Consider the following 22375-nt stretch of genomic DNA (forward strand, 5'->3'; position numbering starts at 1 on the left):
GCGGCATGCAGGCCTGGCCGCCCCCGCAACCCGCGTACAATAGCGCCTTCCCCGCAGCGTCCCATCCTCGTTCATGTCTTTCGATTTCTTTGCCCCCTGCCCGCGCGGCCTCGAAGCCGCGCTCGCCGCCGAACTGGCCGAAACCGCGCAACGGCGCCTGCCGCCCGGCGCACTCCAGGTCGGCGCCGAGGTGCCCGGCGGCGTGCATTTCCGCGGCAACTGGGCCGGCGGCATCGCCGCCAACCTGCATTCGCGCATTGCGAGCCGCGTGCTGCTGAAGATCGCGCAGCGCCCCTACCGCAGCGAACAGGACATCTACGCGCTCGCGCGCGAGCAGCAGTGGGAGAAGTGGTTCTCGGCGAACGAGACGATCCGCATCGACATCACCGCGATCAAGTCGCCGCTGCGCAGCCTCGAATTCGCCACGCTGCGCGTGAAAGACGCGATCTGCGACCGCATGCGCGAAAAGGCCGGTGCGCGTCCGAGCGTCGATACCGCCTACCCTGATGTGCGCATCTTCGCCTTCCTCACCGCAAACGAGTGCACGCTCTATCTCGACACTTCGGGCGAGCCGCTCTTCAAGCGCGGCTGGCGTCTGGACAAGGGCGCTGCCCCGCTGCGCGAGAACCTCGCTGCGGGCATCCTGCGCCTCACGGGCTGGACGCCCGGCACGCCGCTCTACGACCCGATGTGCGGCAGCGGCACCTTCCTCGCGGAAGCGGCGCAAGTCGCGCTCGACATCGCGCCTGGGCTCGATCGCCGCTTCGGCTTCGAGTCGCTCAAGCAGGCCGACATGGCCGCGTGGCGGCACCTCAAGAGCGAGGCGAACACCGCGCGCAATCTCGCGCAAAGCAAGACCAGCGACCTGCTGATCTATGGCAGCGACATCTCCGATGTCATGCTGGAAAAGGCCCGCGCGAACTTCAAGCGCGCGGGCTTCGGCAATGTGGCGCTCAAGCAGCTCGACGCGCGCAACATGACGCCGCCCTCGGCTGCGCCCGGCATTCTCGTGGCCAATCCGCCGTACGGCGAGCGTATCGAAGTGCGGGGCCGCAATGCGCGCGGCGAGGCGCGCCCGACGGCGCGCGAGCTGCGCGGCGACGATGATGAAGGATTCCGCCGCGCCAAGGACGAAGCACCCGACGCCGAGTTCTTCCAGGCGCTCGGCGACGCGCTCAAGCAGCGCTTCACGGGCTGGCGCGCCTTCGTCCTCACCTCGGACCGCAAGCTGCCGGGCCTGTTGCGCCTGCGCGAAGCCGCCAAGACGCCGCTCTTCAATGGCGCGCTCGAATGCCGCCTGTTCCGCTTCGACCTGATCGCGGGCAGCGTGCGTCAGCGTCCGGCCAGCGGCGGCGCGAACCCCGCTGCCGGCAACGACAACGCCAGCTGACACTGGCGCACGGCGCGCACGGCGCGCACGGCGGGTGAGGATTTCACCCGCCGCCGCGCCGCGCGTGGCTCAGCCCTGCGCCACTGCAGGCGCGTCCGGCGCGTTCAGCGCCAACGGATACCCTTCGTACTCCGGAAACATCTTCGGCACCGTGAACGCCGGCATCGAATAGCGCGAAAAGCACCGTGAGGTCGAAGCCGGATGGATCAGGTGCAGGCAGCTCGCCTGCGTGTCGTCCGCCGCGAGCACCTTGCGGCCCGCTTCGACTATGCGGCGGATGAAGCTCTCGTCTTCGCTCAGGTCGATATCGTCGAAGCGCGCTTCTTCGAAAAGCGCCTTGCGATACACGTAGGAGAACCCGTAGAAAAGGATGAAGTCCGCGCCGATCTTCATCTTGTCGTGGAACTCGACCGTCGCGACGCTATTGCCAGTCAGCACATAGTGCAGCCCCACGCGCGCGTTCAGGTCCATGTAGCCAAAGAAGCGCGTATGCGGCGCGAACATCCAGAACGTCGCGAGCTTCATGAGGTCCGCACCGTTCTCCTCCAGCATGCGCACCATACCCGCGAGATAGTGCGAGGCGTAGTGGTCGTCGTCGTCGAAGTGGGCAATCAGCGCGCCGCGCGCCTCGTTCACAAGAAAGTTGCGTTTGCCGCCGATCGACATGCGCGTTTTCGACCAGTAGTAGCGCACGCGCGCGTCACGCTTCGCGAGCGCGCTCAGGAAGGCGCTGGGCTGCGGGCTGTCGTCGAGGATGAGCCATTCCCACGCCACGCGCTGTCGCTGGATGCAGCGCCAGATGGCCGGCAGAAAAGCTTCGCGGTTGCCCGTGGGCGTAATGATCGAGACGGTGGGAGACATGCGGATGCGGGGATATCGAACTCTTCGATTACAGCAGAGACGCGCCGAAGCCTCTCTCGAAAACATTCGAAACAGCCGCCGAGGCTCGACCGGCGCGGCGCGCCAAACCTACTGACAACACGCTGTCAGCAGCCCCCTGGCACACTGCTTCTACGCCATCCGGCGAGGCTGCCGCCGCCTGGCTGCCGCCATTCACCGTCCGCCGTTGCCTTCGAGGAGTGCACCGTGTCTACCGATCTGTCCCGTGTGATCTCGTGGTTCGAAATTCCCGCGCACGACCTGGAGCGTGCCGCCCGCTTTTACGAAACCGCCTTCGACACTGCGCTGCAGCGCGAAGTGGTCGGCGGCGTCCCGATGGCGCTGTTCGCTCACACCGATACTGAAACGGGCGGGTGCATCGTGTTCAATCCGCACGACGCGAAGCCCGATCCGAAGGGCGTACTCGTGTATCTGAACGCCCAGCCTTCGGTCACGGCCGTGCTCGACCGCGTGGAAAAAGCCGGCGGCAAGCAGCAGGGGCCCGCTGTCGAGTTGCCGAACAACTACGGCTATATCGGCTTCTTCATCGATACCGAAGGCAACCGCGTCGGCCTGCACGCACCGAAGCTCGGTTGATCGCGACCGGGCGCCGCGCGCGCGCCCGGCGCTATCATCTGTAGCTATCCCGAACACCGCGCCGATCACCGCGCCCGCCTTCGCAACCGCCCAGCCATGACCCGCCGCGCCGACCGCCTTTTTCGCATCGCCGAACTGCTGCGCGGCCGGCGTCTCACTACCGCCCAGCAGCTGGCCGACTGGCTCGAAGTCTCGCCGCGCACGGTCTATCGCGACGTGCGCGACCTGCAGCTCTCGGGCGTGCCCATCGAAGGCGAGGCGGGCATTGGCTACCGGCTCGCGCGCACGGCGAGCCTGCCGCCGCTCACCTTCACCGCCGACGAACTCACCGCGCTCGCCGTGGGCGCACGCATGGCCGAGTCGTGGGGCGGCGCGGCGCTCGCGAGCGGCGCCCGCGGCGCGCTCGCGAAGATCGCCGCGGCCATGCCGGCGGAAAAGCGCGCCGTGCTGGAACGGCTTGCCGTGTTCGCACCGGCGTATCACATGGATCACGCATTCTCGGACAAGCTCGACGCGCTGCATCGCGCCGTCGACACGCGGCTCGTCGTGCGCTTCGCGTACTGCGACCGTATTGGCGCGCATACGCAGCGGCGCATCTGGCCGCTTGGGCTCGTGTACTGGGGCGCGCAGTGGACCGTGGGCGCGTGGTGCGAAATGCGCGAGGACTTTCGCAACTTCAACATCGCGCGCATGGAAAACGTGGAAGTGCTCGAGCAATTTCCCGACGTGAGCGGGCGGCGGCTCGCCGACTATTTGCGCCGCGTGAATGCGCCTTCACTATGAGCGGCAACGGCACCCCGGAATTGAAAAAGGCGCACATCGCTGCGCGCCTTTCGTGTGGGTTTGCAGCAAGCGGCGCTTATTCCACCGCTTTCACCATCTCCTCGATCACCTTCTTCGCGTCGCCGAAGACCATCATCGTCTTGTCCATGTAGAACAGCTCGTTGTCGAGGCCCGCGTAACCCGCCGCCATCGAGCGCTTGTTCACGATGATCGTGCGCGCCTTGTACGCCTCGATGATCGGCATGCCCGCGATGGGCGACTTCGGATCGTTCTTCGCGGCCGGATTCACCACGTCGTTCGCGCCGAGCACGAGCACGACGTCGGTCTGGCCGAACTCGTTGTTGATGTCCTCCATCTCGAACACGAGGTCGTAGGGCACTTCGGCTTCCGCGAGCAGCACGTTCATGTGGCCTGGCATGCGGCCCGCCACCGGGTGGATCGCGTAGCGCACGTCCACACCCTTTTCGACGAGCTTGTCGGTGAGTTCCTTCAACGCATGCTGCGCGCGCGCCACCGCGAGGCCATAGCCCGGCACGATGACGACGCTCTCCGCATTGCCGAGCATGAACGCGGCATCATCGGCCGAACCCGACTTCACCGGACGCTGCTCCTGCGCCCCGCCCGCCGCCGCCGCGCCTGCCTCGCCGCCGAAGCCGCCCAGCAGCACGTTGAAGAACGAGCGGTTCATCGCGTGGCACATGATGTACGACAGAATCGCGCCCGAAGAACCCACGAGCGACCCCGCGATGATCAGCATGGCGTTGTTCAGCGAGAAGCCAATGCCCGCCGCCGCCCACCCCGAGTACGAGTTCAGCATCGAGACGACCACCGGCATGTCCGCGCCGCCGATCGGGATGATGATGAGCACGCCCAGCGCGAACGCGATCAGCGTCATGATGATGAACGGCAGCCACGACTGCGTGAGAAAGAACAGAATGCCAAAGCCGACCATGCCGATCGCGAGCATCAGGTTGATCAGATGCTGGCCCGGATAGACCACCGGCGCGCCCTGGAACAGCCGGAACTTGTACTTGCCCGAGAGCTTTCCGAACGCGATGACCGAGCCGCTGAACGTAATCGCGCCCACGAACGTGCCGATGAACAGTTCGATGCGGTTGCCGTACGGCAGGAAGCCCGGATACGGCGCGTCTTCTGCGACCAGCCCGAACGCTGCCGGCTCGGAGACGACCGCATACGCGATGCACACCGCCGCGAGACCGATCAGCGAGTGCATGGCCGCGACGAGTTCGGGCATCTTCGTCATCTCGACACGCGCGGCGACATAAGCCCCAAGGCCGCCGCCCACCACGAGCGCCGCGAACAGCAGCGCGAGACCGAGCCCGAGATTCGAGCCGAACTGTGCGGACTCCTTCACGATCAGCGCAAGGGTAGTCAGAATGGCGATGGCCATGCCGACCATGCCGAACACGTTGCCGGCGCGCGCGCTCTTCGGGTTGGACAGCCCCTTGAGCGCCTGGATGAAGCAGACCGACGCCACCAGGTAAAGCAGCGTAACGACGTTCATGCTCATTTACGCACCCTCCTTGCTGGCAGGAGAGGAGAGCTTTTTCGGCTCCTTCTTGCGGAACATCTCCAGCATTCGCCTCGTGACGAGGAACCCGCCGAACACGTTCACGGCCGCGAGCAGCACGGCGAACGTGCCGAAGAACTTGCCCGGGCCGCCCACCGTAAGCCCGGTGGCGAGCATCGCGCCCACGATCACGATCGCCGAGATCGCATTGGTCACGGCCATGAGCGGCGTATGCAGCGCGGGCGTGACGTTCCAGACCACGTGATAGCCCACGTACACGGCCAGCACGAAGATGATCAGGTTGATGACGGTATGGTTGATGACTTCCATTCCTGTTCTCCCCTTATGTCTTGCGCGTGACCTGGCCGTCGCGGGCCAGCAGCGTGGCCGCGACGATGTCGTCCGCGAGATCGATGTTGAGCGTGCCTTCCTTCGTGACGATCAGCTTCAGGAAGTCAAGCAGGTTGCGCGCGTAGAGCGCGGAGGCGTCGGCGGCGACCATCGAGGCGAGGTTCGTGTAGCCGCAGATCTGCACGCCGTGGTGCGTCACCACCTTGTCGGCCTCGGTGAGCGGGCAGTTGCCGCCGCGCCGGCCGCTTGCCTGCTCGGCAATGGGGCCGCGTCCTGCCGCGAGGTCGATCACCACCGAGCCCGGCTTCATTGCCTGCACGGTTTCGGAAGGCAGCAGCGTCGGTGCGTCGCGGCCCGGGATCAGCGCGGTCGAGATGACGATGTCGGCCTGCCTGGCGCGCTCGTGCACCAGCGCCGACTGGCGCGCGAGCCACGATGGCGGCATGGGCCGCGCGTAGCCGCCCACGCCGACGGCGGCTTCCCGCTCTTCATCGGTTTCGTAGGGCACGTCGAGGAATTTCCCGCCGAGCGACTCGATCTGTTCCTTTACCGCCGGGCGCACGTCCGAAGCTTCGATCACCGCGCCCAAACGCCGCGCCGTGGCGATGGCCTGCAGGCCCGCCACGCCCGCGCCGAGAATCAGCACGCGCGCGGCTTTCACCGTCCCGGCGGCGGTCATGAGCATCGGCATGAAGCGCGGATACAGGTTCGAAGCCACGAGCACCGCCTTGTACCCGGCGATGTTGGCCTGCGACGACAGCACGTCGAGGCTTTGCGCGCGCGTGGTACGCGGCGCGGCTTCGAGCGCGAAGGCCGTCACGCCTGCCTCGGCCAGCTTCGCGGCGTTTTCCGCATTAAAGGGATCGAGCATGCCGACCAGCACCGCGCCGCGCTTCATGAACGGCAATTCGCTGACGGTGGGTGACTGGACCTTGAGCACGAGGTCCGCGCCGAAGGCCGTGGCCGCGTCGGCGACCTGCGCACCCACGGCCGTGTAGGCCTCGTCGAGATAGCTCGCGCCGGCACCCGCGCCGGCCTGGATCGTGACCGTGTGACCCTGGGCGACGTACTTCTTGACTGTCTCCGGCGTCGCGGCCACGCGGGTTTCGTTCGCCCGCGTCTCTGCAGGCACTCCGATATGCATCGTTGTTTCCTCCTCGACCTTCTTGTTCTAGCTGTTCTGGCTCGAATCGAGCGAAGGGAGACCGACGGCATTCAGGCGCCGGCATCCATTGCAACGGCAAACGACGGCACCACTTTAACCGAAAGCGGCGGCGGCTTTGTAGCGGGAATTGCCCGCTTTTGTGCGATGCACACAACACGCTGCGTCGTCCGACCGGACGGTCGGCAGTACCAGGCGAGCCGGGCATGCGCCCCCGTTGCGCCGCCCGGGGGCCTGATCCGGCCCCGGGCAGCGTTTGCGGCGTCCCGGTAAAATACCGGCCCATGAATGAGGAAACCTGGGCACCCCACGTCACCGTGGCCGCGATCGTCGAGCGCGACGGGCGTTTTCTGCTCGTCGAAGAGCACACGCCAGCCGGCCTGCGTCTGAACCAGCCCGCCGGCCATCTGGAAGCGGGCGAAACGCTGCACGAGGCGGTGATACGCGAAACGCTCGAGGAAACCGCACATGCGTTCACACCTGAGGCGCTGGTCGGCGTGTATATGACGCACTTCGGCAAGCCGGGAGAAAGCGGCGCGACGTATGTGCGCTTCACGTACTGCGGCAGTGTCGCAGTCGAGCCGGAAAACCGCGCGCTCGATCCTGACATCGTGCGCACGGTGTGGATGAGCGCCGACGAGTTGCGCGCGGCGAGCGAGCGCCATCGCACGCCGCTCGTCATGCGCTGTGTCGACGATTACCTCGCAGGCAAGCGCGTGCCGCTGGATTTCATCCAGACGCACGCGACAGCACCGAAAGCGGCACCCCAGGTCGCACCCAAGTTGAGTTAAGGCAGCAACGAAATGAGCAAACGTAAGGTCGTGGTAGGCATGTCGGGCGGCGTCGATTCGTCGGTGACCGCATGGCTGCTCAAGGAGCAGGGGTTCGACGTCGTCGGTCTCTTCATGAAGAACTGGGAAGACGACGACGACGGCGAGTACTGCTCGACGCGCCAGGACTGGATCGACGTGGTGTCGGTCGCGGACCTGATCGGCATCGACGTGGAAGCCGTGAACTTCGCCGCCGAATACAAGGACCGCGTGTTCGCGGAGTTCCTGCGCGAGTATTCCGCGGGCCGCACGCCGAACCCGGACGTGCTCTGCAACGCCGAGATCAAGTTCAAGGCTTTTCTGGACCACGCCATGTCGCTCGGCGCGGAAACGATCGCCACGGGCCACTATGCGCGCGTGCGTCAGAACAACGAGCGTGGCGGTCGTTTCGAACTGCTGAAGGCGCTCGACCACACGAAGGATCAGTCGTACTTCCTGCATCGCCTGAACCAGGCGCAGCTTTCGAAGACGATGTTCCCGCTCGGCGAGATTCCGAAGACGAAGGTGCGCGAGATCGCCGAGAAGATCGGCCTGCCGAACGCGAAAAAGAAGGATTCCACAGGAATCTGCTTCATCGGCGAACGGCCGTTCCGCGACTTCCTCAACCGCTATCTGCCGACCCAACCCGGCCCGATGATGACGCCCGATGGCAAGGTCGTGGGCGAGCACATTGGCCTGGCGTTCTACACGTTCGGGCAGCGCAAGGGCATTGGTCTTGGCGGCAGCAAGGACGGCAGCGGCGACCCGTGGTTCGTCGCGGGCAAGGACATCGCCTCGAATACGCTCTACGTCGTGCAAGGCCACGATCATCCGTGGCTGCTCGCGCACGAACTGCGTGCGGGCAATGTGAGCTGGGTGGCGGGCGAGCCGCCGGCGCAGGACCATGCGTGCGGCGCGAAAACGCGCTATCGCCAGGCGGATGCGCCCTGCTCGTTCCACACCGCAGACGAATTCGGCGCGGGCCAGTTCACGCTGCGTTTTCCCGATGCGCAATGGGCCGTGACGCCCGGCCAGTCGGCGGTGCTCTATGACGGCGACGTGTGCCTGGGCGGTGGCATCATCGAAGCGGTGACGACGCTCGCGCCGCACGTGCCCGCGGTACTGCCGCCCGAAGCGCCGAAGAAAAAGAAGCGCGTAGCGCGCAAGAAGCCCGCTGCAGCCACGACGGCGTGACGCAAGCACCGTCAAGCAAAACGTAAGAGAACACTGCGCGGCGCCCTGGGCGCCGCGTTTTTTTTGGCGTCTTTCGACACCTGCCAGACACCGATCAAACGGCGTGCCCGCTTCTTGCCCGCTTCTTGCCCGCTTCTTGCCCGCCTCCCAGCCAGATTCACGAACTTGCGGCATCATTCCCGCAAGCCGCGCCCGGCAACCGCGCGGCTCACGCGCACCGCCCCTTCACGAGAGGAGCGCACAAGGGCGCGCATTACATCAAGTTCGAGGAGTCCCCCCAATGTTTTCCCGACGTTATCTCGCCATGTGGGGCGCGGTGCTGCTGCTTGCAGCCTGCGTCGCCGCGGCTGCCCTCCATCACCTGTCGTGGTACTGCGTGATCGTGCCGGTGCTGCTCGTCGCGCTCGGCGTCTACGACATGTTCCAGGAGCGCCACGCGATCCTGCGCAACTACCCGATCTGGGGCCATCTGCGCTTTCTGTTCGAGTTCGTGCGGCCCGAGATCCGCCAGTACTTCGTCGAGGACGACACCGACGAAAAGCCGTTCTCGCTCGCCCAGCGCAGCCTCGTCTACCAGCGCGCGAAGAACGCGGTGGACAGCCGCCCGTACGGCACCGAACTCGACGTGAAGGCCGTGGGCCACGAATGGATCAGCCACTCGCTCGCGCCCACGAAGCTCGCGGGCAGCGACTTCCGCGTGCTCGTAGGCGCGAACCGCGCGCAGCCGTACTCGATGTCGATCTTCAACATTTCGGCGATGAGCTTCGGCGCGCTCTCGGCCAACGCGATCCGCGCGCTCAACATGGGCGCGAAGAAAGGCGGCTTCGCACACGACACGGGCGAAGGCTCGATGTCGAAGTATCACCGCGAGAATGGCGGCGACATCATCTGGGAGATCGCCTCGGGGTACTTCGGCTGCCGCAACGACGACGGCACCTTTAGCGCCGACAAGTTCCAGCGCCTCGCGAACGAACCGCAGGTGAAGATGATCGAGGTGAAGCTCTCGCAGGGCGCGAAGCCCGGCCATGGCGGCATGCTGCTCGCCGCGAAGGTCACGCCCGAGATCGCCGAAACGCGCGGCATTCCCATTGGCAAAGATTGTGTCTCGCCCGCGCGCCACTCTGAATTCTCCACGCCGCGCGGGCTGCTCGAATTCGTCGAGCGTCTGCGCAAGCTCTCGGGCGGCAAGCCCACGGGCTTCAAACTGTGCATCGGGCATCCGTGGGAGTTCTTCGGCATCGCCAAGGCGATGCTCGAAACCGGCATCCTGCCCGACTTCATCGTCGTGGACGGCGCGGAAGGCGGCACGGGCGCGGCCCCGCTTGAATTCACCGACCATATCGGCACGCCGCTGCAGGAAGGGCTGCTCCTCGTGCACAACACGCTCGTGGGCATTGGCCTGCGCGACAAGATCAAGATCGGCGCGAGCGGCAAGATCATCACCGCGTTCGATATCGCACGCACGCTCGCGATCGGCGCGGACTGGGTGAACTCGGCGCGCGGCTTCATGTTCGCGGTAGGCTGCATCCAGGCGCAGAAGTGCCACTCGGACCGCTGCCCCACGGGCGTCGCCACGCAAGACCCCGTGCGCCAACGCGCGCTGAACGTGCCGGACAAGGGCGAGCGCGTCTTCAACTTCCATCACAACACGCTGCACGCGCTGCAAGAGCTGATACAGGCCGCTGGCCTTTCGAGCCCGTCGGATCTGCGTGCGCATCACATCGTGCGGCGCGTGTCGTCGTACGAGGTGAAGCTGATGTCGGAACTGCTCAAGTACCTGAAGCCCGGCGATCTGCTCGAAGGCCGCTATCGCTATCAGCTGTACGAGAAGTGGTGGCCGGTCGCGCGCAGCGATTCATTCGCGCCGGCGGAGGAAAAGATCGCTTGAGGAAGGCGAGGTGCGACTGACGCGAAAACGCCCGGCGGCACGCAATGCCGTCGGGCGTTTTTGCATCGGCTGTCTATGAACTGCCGATCAGCCTTGCGGCACCGTGTCGATGAACGACTGGCGCTGCGAGAGCTTTTCGAAGTGACGCGCGAGATTCGGATGCGCCTCACGCCAGTTCAGCTCCGGCATGCGGAAGTCGAGATAGCCGAGCGCGCAGCCCACGGAAATATCCGCGATCGTGTAGCGGTTGCCCGCGCACCACGGGTTGCCGTCGAGTCCCTTGGCCATCGCGGCGAGACCTTCGTGGATCTTGCGCTCCTGGCGCTTTACCCAGGCCTCGTTGCGCTGCTCCGGCGTGCGTTGCGTGCCTTCGAGGCGGATCAGCACGGTCGCGTCGAGCATGCCGTCGGCGAGCGCTTCCCAGCAACGCACTTCAATACGCTCGCGGCCTGCGGGCGGAATGAGCTTGGCCACGGGCGAAAGCATGTCGACGTACTCGCAGATCACGCGCGAGTCGAACACGGCCTCGCCGTCGTCCATCACGAGACACGGCACCTTGCCGAGCGGGTTGAAATCGTGAATCTCCGTTTCCTCGCCCCACACGTTCTCGAGCACCAGCTTGTAGTCGATTTTCTTTTCAGCGAGCGTGATCCGCGCCTTGCGGACATACGGGCTGCCGAGCGAACCGATAAGTTTCATACCACCTGCCTTTTCTGGAATCCGGCCGAAGTATACGTTGGATTCGTATTTTTCTGACGTGCCGTCTGTTGCAGTGCAGGATTTTTCCTACAAATGATGTAGGCAGGAGACAACCTCGGCGGCAGTGGCGCTCACTGCGGCTGACCGCGACCACGCGCGTCCGTTTGTAGCCAGCGCTACAATCTCACGATGGACTCGACCCTCAAGCACAGCGCCCCGGCCGCCTCGAGCGAAGCCCACCCAGCCGCCAACGTGGCCGACGCAGCCGACATGCAGCGCGGCCCCGACGGCGGCGCGGCGCTCTATCGCGCGCGCCGCGAGCGTGTGCTTGCGGCGTTGCGCGCGCAAGGCGGTGGCGTCGCGCTCGTGCCGACCGCGCCCGAGGCACTGCGCAATCGCGACGCGGACTATCCCTATCGGCACGACAGCTACTTCTACTACCTCACCGGCTTCACGGAGCCCGAGGCGCTGCTCGTGCTCGACGCGAACGCGGGTGAAAACCAGCCCGCCGCGATCCTGTTCTGCCGCGCGAAGAACGTCGAGCGCGAAACGTGGGAAGGGTTTCGCTTCGGTCCCGACGCCGCGCGCGAGGCGTTCGGCTTCGACGCCGCGTTTCCCTTCGACGAACTCGACGCACGCATCCCGCAGCTCATTGCGAACCGTCCGGCGCTGCACTACGCGCTCGCGGCTTCCGGGCGCTTCGACGCGCAGGTGAAGCGCTGGATCGATGCGGTGCGCGCGCAGGGGCGCAGCGGCATCACCGCGCCCGTAGCCGCATACGACCTGCTGCCGCTGCTCGACGACATGCGCGTGATCAAGGACGCGCACGAGCTCGACACGATGCGCCGCGCCGCGAAGATCTCGGCGCTCGCGCACGTGCGCGCGATGCAGACATGCCGGCCCGGCATGCGCGAATACGAGATCGAGGCGGAGCTGCTTTACACGTTCCGCAAGCACGGCGCGCAGGCCCCCGCCTACGGCTCGATCGTCGCGGCAGGCGCGAACGCGTGCGTGCTGCACTACCCGGCGGGCAACGCGGTGGCGCGCGCGGGCGACCTCGTGCTCATCGACGCCGCGTGCGAGTTGAACGGCTACGCCTCGGACATCACGCGCACGTTCCCCGCGAGCGGCCGCTTCACCGGCGCGCAACGCGAGCTTTACGACATCGTGCTCGCCGCCCAGCAGGCCGCCGTCGATGCCACGCGCGCCGGTGTGAACTTCGAAGCGCCGCACGACGCCGCGGTGCGCGTGCTTGCGCAGGGGCTGCTCGATACCGGCATCATCGACCGGCAGCGCTTTGCGAGCGTCGACGACGTGATCGCCGAGCGCGCCTATGCGCGCTTCTATATGCATCGCACCGGGCACTGGCTCGGCATGGATGTGCACGACGCGGGCGATTATCGTGAGCGCGATATTGCGCCGAGCGCCGGAAAACCCGACGCCCCGCCGCCCTGGCGCACGCTGCGCCCCGGCATGACGCTCACGATCGAGCCAGGCCTCTACATCCGCGCGGCAGAGGACGTGCCCGAGCGCTACTGGGACATCGGCATTCGCATCGAGGACGACGCGATCGTCACCGAAACGGGCTGCGAGCTGATCACGCGCGGCGTGCCCGTTGCGGCCGATGAAATCGAAGCGCTGATGCAGGACGCGCAGCGCGGCGCCTGACGCAAGCGCAGACACAACCACGCGAAGATCCCACACGAAACGAAGCAAACGACATGAACGCAGTTTCCGGCAGCGCGAACGACACTTCCACCGGCGCGAACACGCCCGCTCATTTCGATCACGACGTGGCGATCGTCGGCGCCGGGCCGGTGGGTCTCGCGCTCGCGGGGTGGCTCGCGCGGCGCAGCGCCACGCAAGGGCTCTCGATCGCGCTGATCGACGCGCGCGAACCCGAGGACAGCGCCGGCGACCCGCGCGCCATTGCCGTTTCGCAGGGCAGCCGCACGCTGCTCGAGGCGCTCGCATGGCCGCACGACGCGACGTCTATCGAGCGTATTCATGTCTCGCAGCGCGGCCATTTCGGGCGCACGCTGATCGACCGGCACGACTACGACTTGCCCGCGCTTGGCTACGTGGCGCGCTACGGCGCGATCGTTCAGGCGCTCGCGCGTGCCGTGCACGGCACGCCGGTGCACTGGCTGCATCACACGCAGGCGCACGATCCCGTCGTGGAGCACGACGGCGTGACGCTGCCGGTCGTGAGCGCGGGCGTTGAGCGGCAGTTGCGCACGCGCATCCTCGTGAACGCCGAAGGCGGCCTGTATCGCCCGCTGCCCCAGCGCGATACGCAAAACGATTCCGACGAAGCCGACGCAAATGCGATCGTGCCGGCCGCCGAAACCAAACGCACGCGCGACTACGGCCAAACGGCGCTGGTCGGCGTGGTGACGCTCGCGGCCCCGCAGCCACACGTGGCGTGGGAGCGTTTCACGAGCGAAGGCCCAATCGCGCTCCTGCCGATGGGCGGCGTGCGCGGCGCGGACTACGCGCTCGTGTGGTGCTGCTCGCCTGCGCAAGCCGAGCGGCGCGCGCAGCTTTCCGACGCCGACTTCCTCGCCGAACTCGGTGTGGCGTTCGGCCCGCGCATGGGCCGCTTCACGCACATTCACGGTCGCGCGGCTTTCCCACTCGGCTTGAACGCGCTCGACGCCCTCGTTTCCGGTAACGGCCGCATCGCAGCGGTCGGCAATGCCGCGCAGACGCTGCATCCGGTGGCGGGCCAGGGCCTCAATCTCGGCCTGCGCGACGCCCACGCCCTTGCCGATTCACTCGCGCAGCACGGCGCCACGCCGCGCGCGCTCGCCGAGTTCGCGGGCCGCCGCGCGTTCGACCGGCGCATGACGATCGGCGCAACGGATACGCTCGCCCGCCTTTTCACCGTCGATTTCGGTCCGCTCGCCACGCTGCGCGGGCTCGCGCTCACGGCGCTCGAATTCGCGCCGCCAGTGAAGACGGCGCTCGCGCGGCAGATGATGTTTGGGCAGCGGAGTTGAGTCAGCCAACTAAGGGTCGCATCGCTTTTTTTTGCATGATTGTTTTCACGCTGAAGCGCCGCCCTACAACAAGACCAGGGTCCGCGCTGCGCGACCTTGCATCCCGTTAACGCTAAAATACGCGTTTCCCCTTTTGCAAATTCACGCCGTTCGCCGCGCCAGCCGGATTGCCATCCGGGTCGCGGCACCGGCCTCGCCCGCGCGTCATGTTCACTATCGGCCGTCACACCTTGCGTAATAACCTGTTCGTCGCCCCCATGGCGGGCGTCACGGACAGGCCGTTCCGTCAGTTGTGCAAGCGCCTCGGCGCGGGCTATGCGGTGTCCGAAATGGTCGCATCCAACGCGCAGCTCTGGAAGAGCGAAAAGACCATGCGCCGCGCCAATCACGCGGGCGAAGTGGAACCCATCTCCGTGCAGATCGCCGGCGCCGATCCGGACATGATGGCCGAAGCCGCGCGCTACAACGTGGCGAACGGCGCGCAGATCATCGACATCAACATGGGCTGCCCGGCCAAGAAGGTCTGCAACGTCGCGGCCGGCTCGGCGCTCCTGCAGAACGAGCCGCTGGTCGCGCGCATCGTCAAGGCCGTGGTCGACGCCGTGGGCGTGGGCCCCGACGCCGTGCCCGTTACGCTCAAGATCCGCACGGGCTGGGACCGCGACAACCGCAACGCGCTCACCATCGCGCGTATTGCCGAAGAAAGCGGCATCTCCATGCTCACCGTGCACGGCCGCACGCGCGCCGACCTCTATCACGGTGAAGCGGAGTACGAAACGATCGCCGCAGTGAAAGCCGCGGCACGGATTCCGGTGGTCGCGAACGGCGACATTACGTCGCCGCAAAAGGCACGAGAGGTCCTCGCGCTCACGGGCGCCGACGCCATCATGATCGGCCGCGCAGCGCAGGGGCGCCCGTGGCTGTTCCGCGAAATCGAACATTTCCTCGCGACGGGCGAACTGTTGCCGCCGCCGCGCGTGGACGAAATCCAGTCGATCATGAATGAGCATCTGGAGGACCACTACGCGTTTTATGGCGAATTTACGGGCGTGCGTACTGCACGCAAGCATATCGGCTGGTACACTCGCGGCCTTTGCGGCGCCAACACGTTCCGGCATCGCATGAATACGCTGGACACCACGCGCGAGCAGCTTGTCGCCGTCAACCAGTTCTTCGACGAACAGAAGGCGCGCTCCGAGCGCCTCGTCTACGTCGACGACGAGAACAACGACAGCGACGGCAGCGACGAATCAACCGATCGACTGGCAGCATGAGCAAGCACAACATCGAACAATCCGTCCGCGAGAGCCTTGGCATCTACTTCCAGGACCTCGACGGCAGCAATCCGCACGACGTCTACGAAATGGTAATGGCGTGCGTCGAAAAACCGATGCTCGAGGTGGTGCTCGAGCAGGCAGGCGGCAATCAGTCGCTGGCCGCCGAGTATCTCGGCATCAACCGCAACACGCTGCGCAAGAAGCTCCAGCAGCACGGCCTGCTGTAACGCCGCTGCGTTTTACTGGACCTTCGGCGCGGACTCCTCGATCTATCGGCAACTCTCCCACATCATGATCAAGCAAGCGCTCATCTCCGTTTCCGACAAGGCAGGCATTGTCGACTTCGCGAAATCCCTGTCGGATCTCGGCGTCAAGATCCTGTCGACCGGCGGCACCGCGAAACTGCTCGCGGACGCGGGCCTTCCCGTCACCGAAGTGGCCGACTACACCGGCTTTCCGGAAATGCTCGATGGGCGCGTGAAAACGCTGCACCCGAAGGTCCACGGCGGCATTCTTGCGCGCCGCGACCTGCCCGAGCACATGGCCGCGCTCGAAAAGCACGACATCCCGACGATCGACCTGCTCGTCGTGAACCTCTACCCGTTCGTCCAGACGGTGTCGAAGGAAGAGTGCACGCTCGAAGACGCGATCGAGAACATCGATATCGGCGGCCCGACCATGCTGCGCTCGGCGGCGAAGAATCATCGCGACGTGACCGTGGTGGTCGACCCGGCCGACTACGCGAAGGTGCTGGAGGAAATGCGCGCGAACGGCAACACCGTGAGCTACGCCACGAATTTCCGTCTCGCGACCAAGGTGTTCTCGCACACGGCGCAGTACGACGGCGCGATCACGAACTACCTCACGAGCCTGACCGAAGCGCTCGAGCACAAGTCGCGCAACACCTACCCGGCCGTGCTGAACCTCGCGTTCGACAAGGTCCAGGACCTGCGCTACGGCGAAAACCCGCACCAGAGCGCCGCGTTCTACCGCGACCTCACGACGCCCGCCGGCGCGCTCGCGAACTACACGCAGCTCCAGGGCAAGGAACTTTCGTACAACAACATCGCCGACTCGGACGCGGCCTGGGAATGCGTGAAGACGTTCGACGCCCCGGCCTGCGTGATCATCAAGCACGCGAACCCGTGCGGCGTGGCGATCGGCGCGAACGCGCTCGAAGCCTACTCGAAGGCGTTCCAGACCGACCCGACCTCGGCGTTCGGCGGCATCATCGCGTTCAACCGCGAAGTGGACGAAGCGGCGGCCCAAGCCGTGGCGAAGCAGTTCGTCGAAGTGCTGATCGCGCCGTCGTTCTCGGCAGCCGCGAAGGCCGTATTCGCCGCGAAACAGAACGTGCGTCTGCTGGAAATCGCGCTGGGCGATGGCCATAACGCGTTCGACCTCAAGCGCGTGGGCGGCGGCCTGCTCGTGCAATCGCTCGATGCGAAGAACGTGCAGCCGCACGAACTGCGCGTCGTGACGAAGCGCCACCCGACGCCGAAGGAAATGGACGATCTGCTGTTCGCATGGCGCGTGGCGAAGTTCGTGAAGTCGAACGCCATCGTGTTCTGCGCAAACGGCATGACGATGGGCGTGGGCGCAGGCCAGATGAGCCGCGTGGACTCGGCGCGCATCGCCAGCATCAAGGCCGAAAACGCGGGCCTCAAGCTCGCGGGCACGGCGGTCGCGTCGGACGCGTTCTTCCCGTTCCGTGACGGTCTCGACGTAGTGGTCAACGCAGGCGCGACCTGCGTGATCCAGCCGGGCGGCTCGATGCGCGACGACGAAGTGATCGGCGCCGCCGACGAGCACAACATCGCCATGGTGATGACGGGCATTCGCCACTTCCGTCACTGATCCTTGCGCGCGGCGCGTGACCTGCACGTGACGCGCCGCTTGAGCCAGGCCCGCCGGACTTGCGTCCCGCGGGCTTTTTCTTTGCATGGCGCGCCGCCTTCGCTCGCGCCCTCAAGGCTCGCGGCAGGTAGGCCGTTCGTTGTACCATCGCAGCACATTCGTTTTTCCCGCATTTCATGAGAATTCTCGGCATCGACCCCGGCTTGCGCGTCACCGGCTTCGGCGTGATCGAGCGTCACGGCCATCAGCTCACGTATGTCGCAAGCGGCGTCATCCGCACCGCCGATGCCGATCTGCCCACGCGCCTAGGCACCATTTTCGAGGGCGTCTCCACGCTGATCCGCCAGCACGCGCCCGACCAGGCGGCGATCGAAAAAGTGTTCGTCAACGTCAATCCGCAGTCCACACTCCTGCTCGGCCAGGCGCGCGGCGCTGCCATTTGCGGGCTGGTTTCGGGCGGCGTGCCGGTGGCCGAATACACCGCGCTGCAACTCAAGCAAGCCGTGGTGGGCTACGGACGCGCGACCAAAGAGCAGATGCAGCAAATGGTCGTGCGCCTGCTCGCCCTCACGGGCACGCCCGGCACCGACGCCGCCGACGCGCTCGGCATGGCGATCTGCCACGCGCACGGCGGGGATGCGCTTGCCACGCTCGGCGGGCTTGCGCCTGCGCTCGCGAAGAAGGGCATGCGGGTGCGTCGTGGACGGTTGATAGGCTAAATGCGCGGTTGAATGTGTGGCTGACTACGCGACTAATGCGCCTCGCCCAAACGGCCAACGTTCCAGCCATGCGCTCCGGAGTACCCTGCCCTCCGCTACACTCTTGAGCTTTCCCTCATCACAGAAACCGCCATGATCGGTCGCATTGCCGGCGTATTGCTGGAAAAGAACCCGCCGCACCTGCTCATCGACTGCAACGGCGTCGGCTACGAAGTCGACGTGCCGATGAGCACGTTCTACAACCTGCCCGGCAACGGCGAAAAAATCGTGTTGCTCACGCAGATGATCGTGCGCGAAGACGCGCATCTGCTCTTCGGCTTCGGCACGCAAGAGGAACGCTCGACGTTTCGCGAACTGCTCAAGATCAGCGGCATCGGCGCGCGCATGGCGCTCGCCGTGCTCTCGGGCATGAGCGTGCACGACCTCTCGCAAGCGGTCACACAGCAAGATGCGGCGCGCCTCACGCGCGTGCCCGGCATCGGCAAGAAAACGGCCGAGCGTCTGCTGCTCGAACTCAAGGGCAAGCTCGGTGCGGACCTCGGCGCCATGGCCGCCGCCGCTTCGCCTTCCGACCACGCGAACGACATCCTCAACGCGCTGCTTGCGCTCGGCTATTCGGAGAAGGAGGCGCTCGCCGCGATCAAAAACGTGCCCGCCGGCACCGGCGTTTCCGAAGGCATCAAGCTCGCGCTCAAGGCGCTTTCGAAGGCCTGATCGCCGCCGCGCAGGCTCGAGCCAGGCTGTTAGTTGCGGCACGATCCCGGGGTTCGGGACGGCCCGCCGCCGCATAGTCTGCGCGGTACAATCGCTGGATGATCGAAACCGACAAACTCGCCGCCAACCACGCCGGCGCCGACCGCGTGATCGCCGCCACGCCCGCCTCGACCCACGAGGAAGCGTTCGAACGCGCGTTGCGCCCGCGCCAGCTCGACGAATACGTCGGCCAGGAAAAGGTGCGGGGCCAACTCGAGATTTTCATCGAGGCCGCGAAGCGCCGTTCCGAACCGCTCGACCACGTGCTGCTGTTCGGACCGCCGGGCCTCGGCAAAACCACGCTCGCGCACATCATCGCGCGCGAAATGGGGGTCAATCTGCGGCAGACGTCGGGCCCCGTGCTGGAACGCGCGGGCGATCTCGCAGCGCTGCTCACCAATCTCGAAGCCAACGACGTGCTCTTCATCGACGAAATTCACCGGCTCTCGCCGGTCGTCGAGGAAATCCTGTATCCGGCGCTCGAGGACTACCAGATCGACATCATGATTGGCGAAGGGCCGGCCGCGCGCAGCGTGAAGCTCGACCTCCAGCCGTTCACGCTTGTGGGCGCGACCACGCGCGCGGGCATGCTCACGAACCCGCTGCGCGACCGCTTCGGCATCGTCTCGCGCCTCGAGTTCTACAACGCGAGTGAACTCTCGCGCATCGTGCAACGCTCCGCATCGCTGCTCGGCGCGCAGATTCACCCTGACGGCGCGCTCGAAATCGCGCGCCGCTCGCGCGGCACGCCGCGTATCGCGAACCGTCTGCTGCGCCGCGTGCGCGACTACGCCGAGGTGAAAGCCGACGGTGCGATCACCGCCAAGGTCGCCGACGCCGCGCTGCGCATGCTCGACGTCGACCCCGTGGGCTTCGACCTGATGGACCGCAAGCTGCTCGAAGCCATCCTGCACAAGTTCGACGGCGGCCCGGTGGGCGTGGACAATCTCGCCGCCGCAATCGGCGAGGAACGCGACACGATCGAGGACGTGCTCGAACCGTATCTGATCCAGCAGGGCTATCTGCAGCGCACGCCGCGCGGCCGCGTGGCCACGCAACTGAGCTATCGCCACTTCGGCCTCACGGTGCCAGACGACGCATCGACGGGCGGCGACTGGGAACCGGACGCGTCGTAAGCCGCAGTACATTTGCGCGGCACACCTTCAACGCACTTCAACGCAGCGCGAGCGAGAGCACGATGTCCGATCATGCTGGCCTGCCTCCCAACGCTCCCGAGCCGACCGGCCTTGCCGGTCAACTCGTGCGCCGCCTGCGCATGACGCTCGCCGAAAGCATCACGCATCTAACCACGGGCAGCGGCCCGAGACTCGATTACTCGCATCCGCCGGGCGACCCGGGCCTCTTCGGCCCCGACGCCGTCTGCTGGAAAGTCCACGCCGATTTCGCCGCGATGATGGCGGGCGGCGTGAGCGCGCTGCTGCTCCAGGCGCTGCATCCGCATGCGCTCGCCGGCGTGTGGGACCATTCGACGTTTCGCATCGACATACTCGGGCGGCTGCGGCGCACCGCGACTTTCATCGCGGGCACGACATACGGCAGCCGCGCCGACGCGCTGGCCTTGATCGAACGCGTCAAGACGATTCACTTCGCCGTGACGGGCACCGCGCCCGATGGCTGCCCCTACCGCGCGAGCGATCCCGCATTGCTGACGTGGGTGCACGTGGCCGAAGTATCGAGCTTTCTCGGCGCGTATTTGCGCTTCGTGAATCCCGCGCTGCCCGGTGCGATGCAGGATCAGTACTACGCCGAAGTCGCGCGCATTGCCGAACTGCTGGGCGCTGCGAACGTGCCACGCTCGCGCGCCGAAGTCGATGCGTATTTGCAGTCGATGCAGCCCGAACTCGTCGCGAGCGAGCGCACGTTCGAGGTCGTGCGCGTGCTCATGGATGCGCCGGCGCCGCGACCGGGAATGCGCCCTGCTGGCGCGCTGATCAGGAATGCGGGCATCGACCTGTTGCCGCCTTTCGCGCAGCAGATGCTCGGCTTCGACTCCTTCTCCTTTGCGCGCCGCGCGCTCGTGCAGCCTGGCATGCGAGCGGTCGCACCGGTATTGCGCTGGGCGCTCGTCAATGGCGTGTCCAAACGCGCGCGGCGGCGGGCTGCGGCCAAACCCGCGCAATAAGCACTGCGCAATAGCAAAACGGCCAACCCGCTCGCGCCGGTTGGCCGTTCCGTTTGCAGCGCGCCGAGATGACCTGGCGCCTGCGTGCTTACATCTTCACCACGTCGAGCAGCGTCTTCTTGCCTGCCTTGTAGTTGTAGAGCGAGATCACGCCGTGCTTGAGGTCGCCCTTCGCGTCGAAGGTGGTCTCGCCAATCACGCCCTTGTAGTCCGTGCCCGGGATCTGCGCGAGGACCTTCGCGGGATCAGTCGAGTTCGCGCGCTTCATCGCATCGACGACGATGTACACCGCGTCATACGTGAACGGCGCATCGAATTCGATCGGGTGACCGAAGCGCTTCTGGTACTTCGCCGCGAACGCCGCGCCGCCATTCATGCGCTCGACCGCCATGCCCGCCTGCGAGCAAACGATATTGTCGGTCGCCGCGCCCGCCAGCTCCGCGAGGCTTTCCGTGCACACACCGTCGCCCGACAGCACCTTCGCGCGCAGCCCCAGTTGCTTCGCCTGCTTCGCGAACGGACCGCCGGTGGCGTCCATGCCGCCGTACATGATCGCGTCCGGGTTCTCGCCCTTGATCTTCGTGAGGATCGCGCGGAAATCCACGGCCTTGTCGTTGGTCGCGTCGTGCGAGAGCACCTTCATGCCAAGCGACTTCGCCGTCTTCTCGAACTCGTTGGCGAGGCCCTGGCCATACGCGGTCGAGTCGTCGACCACGGCCACGGTCTTCACGTTCAGGCTTTTCGCTGCGTAGTCGGCAAGCGCGGGGCCTTGCTGGGCATCGGTCGCGACCACGCGGTACGTCGTCTTGAAACCCTGCTGCGTGTACGAAGGATTGGTCGACGACGGCGAGATCTGCACGATGCCCGCGTCGCTGTAAATCTTCGAAGCCGGGATCGATGCCCCCGAATTCAGATGGCCAATCACGGCAACGACCTTGTCGTCGACGAGTTTCTGCGCGACCTGGGTGGCCTGGCGCGGGTCGGCGGCGTCGTCCTGGGCGTCGAGCGAGAGCGTAATCTTTTGGCCGTCGATCGTAAGACCCTTGGCGTTGATTTCCTCGATGGCGAGGCGCGCGCCGTTCTCGTTGTCCTTGCCGAGGTGGGCCGAACCGCCCGTGAGCGGCCCGACGTGGCCGATCTTGACGACCTGGTCGGCCGCCGCGTTGCCCGAGAGCGCTGCGAGCGCCATGACCGCTGCGCTCACCGGCAGCAGCTTGTGAAGCTTGAACGTCATTGAACTTTCTCCTGCGTTTTTTTCTGGGAATACCCGTTCGTATAACAACCTTGGGCGCGCGGCTTCACGCCTGCCATGCGCGCGCGTCCCTCTACAACGCGGAGCCG

20 protein-coding genes and 1 pseudogene are annotated in these 22375 nt (G+C 66.0%); 15 read left to right on the top strand and 6 right to left on the bottom strand.

What is annotated here, in order from left to right; genetic code table 11:
- Nucleotides 1–73 precede the first annotated feature (73 nt).
- On the top strand, nucleotides 74–1390 hold the full coding sequence (locus tag U5A57_RS18725; RefSeq protein WP_321913162.1) for a class I SAM-dependent RNA methyltransferase: 1317 nt from the start codon (nucleotides 74–76) through the stop codon (nucleotides 1388–1390).
- Between the two features lie 69 nt (nucleotides 1391–1459).
- On the opposite strand, the gene U5A57_RS18730 is transcribed toward U5A57_RS18725, so the two are convergent.
- Nucleotides 1460–2251: a glycosyltransferase family 2 protein gene (locus U5A57_RS18730; protein ID WP_321913163.1), complete on the bottom strand. Its 792-nt coding sequence runs from the start codon at nucleotides 2249–2251 to the stop codon at nucleotides 1460–1462.
- Nucleotides 2252–2476: 225 nt separating this feature from the next.
- Here U5A57_RS18730 and U5A57_RS18735 point away from each other — a divergent pair, with 225 nt between their 5' ends.
- Both U5A57_RS18735 and U5A57_RS18740 read left to right on the top strand, forming a co-directional pair.
- A complete protein-coding gene (locus U5A57_RS18735) occupies nucleotides 2477–2866 on the top strand; it encodes a VOC family protein (protein ID WP_042262509.1) in 390 nt (129 codons plus the stop codon).
- 90 nt (nucleotides 2867–2956) lie between these two features.
- Nucleotides 2957–3649 (top strand): annotated as a pseudogene (locus U5A57_RS18740) (helix-turn-helix transcriptional regulator); the annotation flags it as partial.
- A gap of 76 nt (nucleotides 3650–3725) precedes the next feature.
- On the opposite strand, the gene U5A57_RS18745 reads toward U5A57_RS18740, so the two are convergent.
- The 3 genes from U5A57_RS18745 to U5A57_RS18755 are packed head-to-tail and all read right to left on the bottom strand — an operon-like array spanning nucleotide 3726 to nucleotide 6675.
- On the bottom strand, nucleotides 3726–5180 hold the full coding sequence (locus U5A57_RS18745) for an NAD(P)(+) transhydrogenase (Re/Si-specific) subunit beta (RefSeq protein ID WP_321913164.1): 1455 nt from the start codon (nucleotides 5178–5180) through the stop codon (nucleotides 3726–3728).
- On the bottom strand, nucleotides 5181–5510 hold the full coding sequence (locus tag U5A57_RS18750) for an NAD(P) transhydrogenase subunit alpha (RefSeq protein ID WP_158756979.1): 330 nt from the start codon (nucleotides 5508–5510) through the stop codon (nucleotides 5181–5183).
- 13 nt (nucleotides 5511–5523) lie between these two features.
- The gene (locus U5A57_RS18755; protein ID WP_321913165.1) at nucleotides 5524–6675 is read right to left on the bottom strand and encodes a Re/Si-specific NAD(P)(+) transhydrogenase subunit alpha; all 1152 of its coding nucleotides are present in this window, start codon (nucleotides 6673–6675) and stop codon (nucleotides 5524–5526) included.
- 302 nt (nucleotides 6676–6977) lie between these two features.
- Between U5A57_RS18755 and U5A57_RS18760 the strand changes: the two genes are divergently transcribed.
- From U5A57_RS18760 to U5A57_RS18770, 3 genes are all read left to right on the top strand, one after another.
- Nucleotides 6978–7484, top strand: coding sequence for an NUDIX hydrolase (locus tag U5A57_RS18760; RefSeq protein WP_321913166.1), 507 nt, complete (start codon nucleotides 6978–6980; stop codon nucleotides 7482–7484).
- A 12-nt stretch (nucleotides 7485–7496) separates the two neighbouring features.
- Nucleotides 7497–8696, top strand: a complete 1200-nt coding sequence (mnmA, locus tag U5A57_RS18765) for a tRNA 2-thiouridine(34) synthase MnmA (protein WP_321913167.1) — start codon at nucleotides 7497–7499, stop codon at nucleotides 8694–8696.
- Nucleotides 8697–8976: 280 nt separating this feature from the next.
- Complete coding sequence (locus tag U5A57_RS18770; RefSeq protein ID WP_321913168.1) at nucleotides 8977–10584, top strand: FMN-binding glutamate synthase family protein; 1608 nt, start codon at nucleotides 8977–8979, stop codon at nucleotides 10582–10584.
- Nucleotides 10585–10671: 87 nt separating this feature from the next.
- Here the strand turns inward: U5A57_RS18770 and U5A57_RS18775 are convergent, their stop codons facing one another.
- Complete coding sequence (locus U5A57_RS18775) at nucleotides 10672–11283, bottom strand: glutathione S-transferase family protein (RefSeq protein WP_158756974.1); 612 nt, start codon at nucleotides 11281–11283, stop codon at nucleotides 10672–10674.
- 270 nt (nucleotides 11284–11553) lie between these two features.
- Between U5A57_RS18775 and U5A57_RS18780 the strand changes: the two genes are divergently transcribed.
- From U5A57_RS18780 to U5A57_RS18820, 9 genes are all read left to right on the top strand, one after another.
- Nucleotides 11554–12951, top strand: coding sequence for an aminopeptidase P N-terminal domain-containing protein (locus U5A57_RS18780; RefSeq protein ID WP_321913199.1), 1398 nt, complete (start codon nucleotides 11554–11556; stop codon nucleotides 12949–12951).
- 53 nt (nucleotides 12952–13004) lie between these two features.
- Nucleotides 13005–14285, top strand: coding sequence for a UbiH/UbiF/VisC/COQ6 family ubiquinone biosynthesis hydroxylase (locus U5A57_RS18785; protein ID WP_321913169.1), 1281 nt, complete (start codon nucleotides 13005–13007; stop codon nucleotides 14283–14285).
- A 206-nt stretch (nucleotides 14286–14491) separates the two neighbouring features.
- On the top strand, nucleotides 14492–15559 hold the full coding sequence (gene dusB, locus U5A57_RS18790; protein ID WP_158756972.1) for a tRNA dihydrouridine synthase DusB: 1068 nt from the start codon (nucleotides 14492–14494) through the stop codon (nucleotides 15557–15559).
- Complete coding sequence (locus tag U5A57_RS18795; RefSeq protein WP_028216158.1) at nucleotides 15556–15789, top strand: Fis family transcriptional regulator; 234 nt, start codon at nucleotides 15556–15558, stop codon at nucleotides 15787–15789. Before dusB ends, U5A57_RS18795 begins: the two co-directional genes overlap by 4 nt.
- Before the next feature lie 64 nt (nucleotides 15790–15853).
- Nucleotides 15854–17419, top strand: a complete 1566-nt coding sequence (gene purH, locus U5A57_RS18800; protein WP_321913170.1) for a bifunctional phosphoribosylaminoimidazolecarboxamide formyltransferase/IMP cyclohydrolase — start codon at nucleotides 15854–15856, stop codon at nucleotides 17417–17419.
- Between the two features lie 176 nt (nucleotides 17420–17595).
- A complete protein-coding gene (gene ruvC / locus U5A57_RS18805) occupies nucleotides 17596–18138 on the top strand; it encodes a crossover junction endodeoxyribonuclease RuvC (protein WP_028201962.1) in 543 nt (180 codons plus the stop codon).
- Nucleotides 18139–18270: 132 nt separating this feature from the next.
- Nucleotides 18271–18852 carry a Holliday junction branch migration protein RuvA gene (gene ruvA / locus U5A57_RS18810; protein ID WP_321913171.1) on the top strand — a complete coding sequence of 194 codons (582 nt, stop codon included), beginning with the start codon at nucleotides 18271–18273 and terminating at the stop codon, nucleotides 18850–18852.
- A gap of 98 nt (nucleotides 18853–18950) precedes the next feature.
- Complete coding sequence (gene ruvB / locus U5A57_RS18815) at nucleotides 18951–20027, top strand: Holliday junction branch migration DNA helicase RuvB (protein WP_321913172.1); 1077 nt, start codon at nucleotides 18951–18953, stop codon at nucleotides 20025–20027.
- 62 nt (nucleotides 20028–20089) lie between these two features.
- Complete coding sequence (locus tag U5A57_RS18820; RefSeq protein WP_321913173.1) at nucleotides 20090–21034, top strand: oxygenase MpaB family protein; 945 nt, start codon at nucleotides 20090–20092, stop codon at nucleotides 21032–21034.
- 88 nt (nucleotides 21035–21122) lie between these two features.
- Here the strand turns inward: U5A57_RS18820 and U5A57_RS18825 are convergent, their stop codons facing one another.
- Complete coding sequence (locus tag U5A57_RS18825) at nucleotides 21123–22268, bottom strand: branched-chain amino acid ABC transporter substrate-binding protein (RefSeq protein WP_321913174.1); 1146 nt, start codon at nucleotides 22266–22268, stop codon at nucleotides 21123–21125.
- Between the last annotated feature and the right edge of the window lie 107 nt (nucleotides 22269–22375).

Origin of the sequence: Paraburkholderia sp. J11-2 (assembly GCF_905220185.1) — a bacterium.
In the GTDB taxonomy this organism is placed as follows: Bacteria; Pseudomonadota; Gammaproteobacteria; order Burkholderiales; family Burkholderiaceae; genus Paraburkholderia.